Below are 3,540 nucleotides of genomic sequence, written 5' to 3'. Positions count from 1 at the left end.
GGGTCGGAGTCAGGGTCGGTGTCGGCGTCGGGGCCGGTGTCGGCGTCGGCGTCGGGGTCGGGCTCCTCGACCGGTGGCGGTTCGGAATCGGATCCATCCGTCCCCGATCCGCCGGAGCCGGACGGCTCGGTGACCTCTTCCGGTTCTTCGGGCTCTTCGGGCTCCTCCGGCTCCTCGACCACCGGGTCGGGGACGGTCACCTCCACCTGGGCGGGCAGGCCGATGACCGGCTCGTCGGCGTCCGCCGGTTCGGCCGACGGTTCGGGGGCCGGTTCGGGGGTCGGCTCAGACATACGCGGACTCCTTGATCTCGCCCCAGGTGAACCCCGAGGCGGAGAGCGCGGACAGGGTCGGGAAGGCGGCGGCCACCTGGGCGTACGTGGACAGGGTGACGGCGGCCGGATCTGCGGCCGCGTCCGGTGTCAGCCCGGTGTCGGCCGGTGTCCCGTTGGGCTGGGTGCCGCGCAGGGTGAGCGTCTGCTTCACCCCGCCGTCGGCGGCCGCGGACGTGCTGATGCCGACCACCCAGGCCAGGGTGTCGAGCCGCGTGCCCGAGGTGTCGGTCAGCCGTACGACGTCGCCGAGCTGGACGCGCGGGTCGTACAGCACCTCCACGTCGCCGATGACGGGCACCGGGTACGCGCCCGCGTCGTACAGCGCGTCGGCGATGGACTGCGCGGCGGGCAGGTCCTGGATCCAGTCGGTGGTCTCGCCGGTGTGCTCCTGACGGCCGTAGTACCGCTCGCTCGCGGTGTTCGGCACGTACGTGGTGGCCTGCCGCTCCACGGTGTCGGCCTCGGGCTTCAGCGTCATCAGGTAGACGGACGGAGTGCCGTCCTTCTTCGCCGTGTAGAGCGTCTGGGTGGTGCGGTTGCTGAACCGCACCACCAGGTAGCCGTCCTCACGGCGCGTCAGCACGTCGACCGCGCCCTTGACCGCCGTCGTACCGGCCTTGCTGGTGGCGAAGCGGACCTGGGAGCCCGACGTGACGACCGAGTCGTCGTCCGTTCCCGGCGGCCCGATGTCGAACTCCTCCTCCGCCATGACGTACGACACGGTCAGCGTGCCGTTCGCCGGGATGGTCCGTACCTCGGTGTCGGTGTACGTCGTGCCGGCCACGGTCCCGAAGTCCTCCCACACCTTCGCGGGCTGGACGACGTAGTTCCGGCAGGCGTCGATCTCCTCGGTGAGGGTGAGCGAGGCGATGTCCCGGACCGAGGTGAGGGTGAGATCGGCCTGGGTGGGCGTCCTGCTGAACCGGGTGTGGTTCCGCCAGCGGAAGATGCCCCGCTCGTCGAACTCGGCCGTCGACATGCTCGCCTTGGCGATCTGCCCGACGACCTCCCACTGCGACCCCGACACCCGTGGCACCGCGTACAACGGCAGGATCGCGTCGTCGAGTTCGGCGGCCTTGGTCCAGGTGCCGGTCTGCGCGAACACCGACGGCGACGGCATCGTGGACAGCCCGCTGGTGAGCTGTACGCCCTCCACCGCCATGTCGGTGACGAGCTTGAGCTCGCGCAGCTCGGCGGCGGCCTGGAGCCCGTCGCTGTCGGTGAAGGTGGCCGGTGCGCCCACGAGCTGCGTGCCGTCGGGGCCGGTCAGCCGGGGCTGCATGGTCGGATAGACGCTGGACCCCGAAGTACCGGAGGCGTCGAACAGCACTCCGATGTGCCAGGGGCCCTTGAGCGTGCGGAGGGCTGTCCAGAGCCAGTAGAAGTACGGGCTCGAGCCACCGACGGTGTCGGAGTGGAGCCGTACCATGCCCTCCGTGAAGTCCACCTCCATCCGCATCGAACCGCGCGCGTTCCCGGTGCGGTCCAGGGCGAGTTCGAGGGTGACGGTGTCACCGGCGCCGATCGCGGGGTTGACCCACGCCTCCGCGAACAGCCGGCTGCCGGGCACGGTGACCCGGGAGCGCGGGAACCAGCTCGCTGTGACGCCCGTGGTGCGCGGCAGCAGGGCCATCTCGTGCGGGGCGCCGTCCCGGGCCCAGGTGTACGAGGACGGGTGCGGCAGGGTCTCCGGCTGGCCGTACGGTGTGGCGAAGCCGCCGTGCAGGGTGGCGTGGACGAGGGTGAGCGGCTGGCCCTCGGCGAACTCCGGGTAGCGGGGCGGCGGGGAACTGTGCACGCCCGCCTGCCGCAGCAGTTCGTCCACGCACCAGGTGGCGCTGGCGACCGGGCGGCCCCACCAGAACCCCGCGTACGGCTTCGGCAGCAGCGCCGGGCCGCGCAGCCGTTCGGCCCCGTCGAGCGCGGTGACCTGCACGGTGTCCGTACCGGCCTGCGCCGAGCGGGACCGTACGGTGCCCCGGAAGGCGGGCAGCGCCGCCCGGCCCACCCCGCCCCGGTGGACGACGGACTGGCCCGGACGTGCGATGTCGCCGGTGGTGCGGGGTGCCCAGGGGGCGTACAGCTCGGGCGCCGACACCCCGCCCGTGCCGGACAGCTGGAGCTGCAGCTGCGCCGAGGACGAACCGGAGAACGCCCGCATCGCGGCCGGCAGATCGGTCGCGTACGACCGTTCCACCTGCCAGGACTGCACCTGTTCGGAGAGGTCCTCGCCGCCGAGTCGGGTGGTGTGGGTGGTGGTGCGCTCACCGGCCGCGAGCGCGGACTCGGTGGCGTCGTCAGCCTGTTGCACTGGACACCTCCACGAGGTCGAGGCTGAAGTTGCGGAACGGGAGCGGGCGGCCGGGCGCGTCGCTGTAGCCGGTCACGGACATCGGCGGCAGCCCGTCGCCCGGGACACCGTCCGCCGCCGTACCGCCGTACGTGAGGCAGGCACCGGCGAGCGAGTACGAGCCCGCCGTGCCCGGCTTGGCGGTCGGCGTGACGTACGCGGCGCCGGCCGGGACGGTGCCGGTGACGAGCGGGCCGGAGGCGGATGCCGTGGTGAGGTAGGCGCCGTCGGCCTTCTTGAAGTCGATGCCGACGCCGACCGTGCCCAGGGCGGCGATCGCGGTCGGGGCCCGGAAGGAGATCTGGAGCCCCGGGGACACCGGGAAGTCGCCGATGGCACCCTCGGTGCCGACGCAGCTCCAGGCGACCGCGCTGTTCGCGTCGGCGGCGGTGAAGGTGAAGGTGCCGGGCACGGTGGTGCTCTCGGTGACCGTGCCGGACGGGCCGGTCCTGAACCACTGGCCGAGCCCGGTGATGCCGGTGGCCCCCTTCGTGCCGCGCCCGGCGGCCTGCCGTGGGGCGAGCACGTTGCCGGAGGCCGGGTCGACGAGGAACACCGGGCCGGGGCTGTCGATCCGCCGCGCGATCCGGTCCAGGACGCGGGCCTGCGCCGGCGGCAGCAGGTCCCACGCCAGCTTGATCCGGCGCACGGGAGCGAGGTTGCGGGTGACGGTGACCCGGCCGCCCAGCGACTTGAACTCGCTGACGCCCAGGTCGGCGGTGCGGTCGAAGGACTTGGCGGCCTGGTCGATCTCGTACATGGAGCCCGGTGGGCCGATCCAGAGGTTTCCCATGGTTTCTCCTTGCTTGCCCCCGAGGGGGAGCGGTGGTGGGCGGAGGCGGGGGTGAAGTGGTG

2 protein-coding genes and 1 pseudogene are annotated in these 3,540 nt (G+C 72.6%); all 3 read right to left on the bottom strand.

Annotated features, from left to right (window positions below; all coding sequences use genetic code 11):
• Nucleotides 1-293 (bottom strand): annotated as a pseudogene (locus FNH08_RS47115) (hypothetical protein); the annotation flags it as partial.
• On the bottom strand, nt 286-2,646 hold the full coding sequence (locus tag FNH08_RS47110) for a hypothetical protein (protein ID WP_152778013.1): 2,361 nt from the start codon (nt 2,644-2,646) through the stop codon (nt 286-288). The gene FNH08_RS47110 and the pseudogene FNH08_RS47115, both read right to left, overlap by 8 nt.
• A complete protein-coding gene (locus FNH08_RS47105) occupies nt 2,633-3,478 on the bottom strand; it encodes a hypothetical protein (RefSeq protein ID WP_152778011.1) in 846 nt (281 codons plus the stop codon). The genes FNH08_RS47110 and FNH08_RS47105 overlap by 14 nt, the downstream gene beginning before the upstream one ends.
• Nucleotides 3,479-3,540: the final 62 nt, after the last annotated feature.

This window comes from Streptomyces spongiae, assembly GCF_009377185.1.
GTDB lineage: Bacteria > Actinomycetota > Actinomycetes > Streptomycetales > Streptomycetaceae > Streptomyces > Streptomyces spongiae.
This window is presented reverse-complemented; position numbering and strand designations above follow the sequence as displayed.

Excerpts from the sequence above, each read along its gene's own strand:
- FNH08_RS47105 (WP_152778011.1), bottom strand. The coding sequence starts at position 3,478 with ATGGGAAACCTCTGGATCGGCCCACCGGGCTCCATGTACGAGATCGAC.